1 protein-coding gene and 1 other annotated feature are annotated in these 1,345 nt (G+C 64.3%); the gene reads right to left on the bottom strand.

The genetic code is table 11. The annotated features are described in order from the left end of the window. Positions 1-31 precede the first annotated feature (31 nt). Positions 32-1,293 (bottom strand): IS3 family transposase gene (locus tag AC59JP_RS23015; RefSeq protein ID WP_497328216.1). Its coding sequence is split into 2 segments (ribosomal slippage): positions 32-999 and positions 999-1,293, totalling 1,263 coding nucleotides; the frame shifts between segments, so codons are not numbered across the junction. Then, positions 878-1,009: a sequence feature (AL1L pseudoknot), on the bottom strand. Its footprint overlaps the gene before it by 132 nt. Positions 1,294-1,345 lie beyond the last annotated feature (52 nt).

Here is a 1,345-nt window from a genome sequence, read left to right as displayed (position 1 = left end):
TGAACCGTCCTGGTCCTGATGGAGACTTCGTTCAGGCCACCTCGCGGTCGGAGGCGGCGTTCGTGCGGTTCTGACGGTATTCGTTCTCGTAGTCGATGGGCGAGGTGTAGCCGATAGAGGAGTGCAACCGGGTGGTGTTGAACCAGTGCACCCACGACGCGGTCTCCCGCTCCACCTCGGCCCTGCCGGACCACGACTTCTGGCGGTCGATCAGCTCCGACTTGTACAGGCCGATAGTCGATTCCATCAACGCGTTGTCGAGCGCGTCCCCGACGCTGCCGATCGATCCCGCCAACCCCGATTCGATCAACGCCTCCGTGAACGCCAGCGACGTATATTGCGAGCCCGCGTCCGAGTGGTGGACCAATCCCGTTGCAGTGAAGGCGAAGTCGGCCCTGCGACGGGTGAACAACGCTTGCTCGAGCACACCCGACACCAGCGGTGTCGCCTTCGTCGTCATCACCCGCCACCCCAGGATGCGGCGGGAGAACACGTCCACGACGAACGAGGTGTAGACGAACCCCGCGAGCGTCCAGGTGTAGGTGAAGTCAGCGACCCACCACTGATCGGGACGCTCCGGTAGATCCCACCGGCGGTCGATCAGATCCGGGTGCCGCGGTGCCCGGTCGTCGCTTTCGGTGGTGATCGTGCGCCGGCGACCTCGCACGACTCCGACTGCGCCGCAGATGCCCATCAGCCGCCCGACCTGATCTCGGCCGACGTCGTGACCAGCGCGTGTCATCGCGTGCCACAGCTTGCGGACCCCGTAGAGGCGCCGATTCACCAGGTACACCGAGTGGACGGTGTTCGCGGCGTACGCCTCGGCCAACGCGGCCTCGGAGACGCGGCCGCGCTGTTTGGCTGCGTAGTAGGTGGACGGGGCGATCTTCGTTCCGTGCTCGGTGAGCACTCTGCAGATCGGGTCGACCCCGTAGAGGTGACGGTAGCCGTCGATGTAATCGACGATCACCGCAGTCGGCGGTCGACCTCCGCCGCTGCGAAAAACGCCGATGCTGTCTTGAGAATGTCGTTGGCTCTTCGTAATTCGGCATTCTCACGGCGCAGCGCCTTCAGCTCCGCGTCACGATCGGCGCCCGACGAATCACCGTCGGGTTCGTCTGCGGCACCGGTCTTCTCGATCCAGTTCCGCAGCGTCGCCGGGTTCACATCCAACAATCCGCCGACATGCTTTCGGGCGGCGAGCTTCGAATCACCGTGCTCGGTGATCCGTTCCCGATACATCCTCACCGCCCGCTGGCGGGTCTCCTCGTCGAACTTCCTCGGTGCAGCCATAACGGCATTCTCCTGGTGAGATCACAGTCTCCACCAGACCCAGGACGGTTCA

This window comes from Rhodococcus sp. 320_ES, assembly GCF_059691855.1.
The sequence above is the reverse complement of the archived record's forward strand: the minus strand, read 5'-3'. Positions and strand labels throughout refer to the sequence as shown.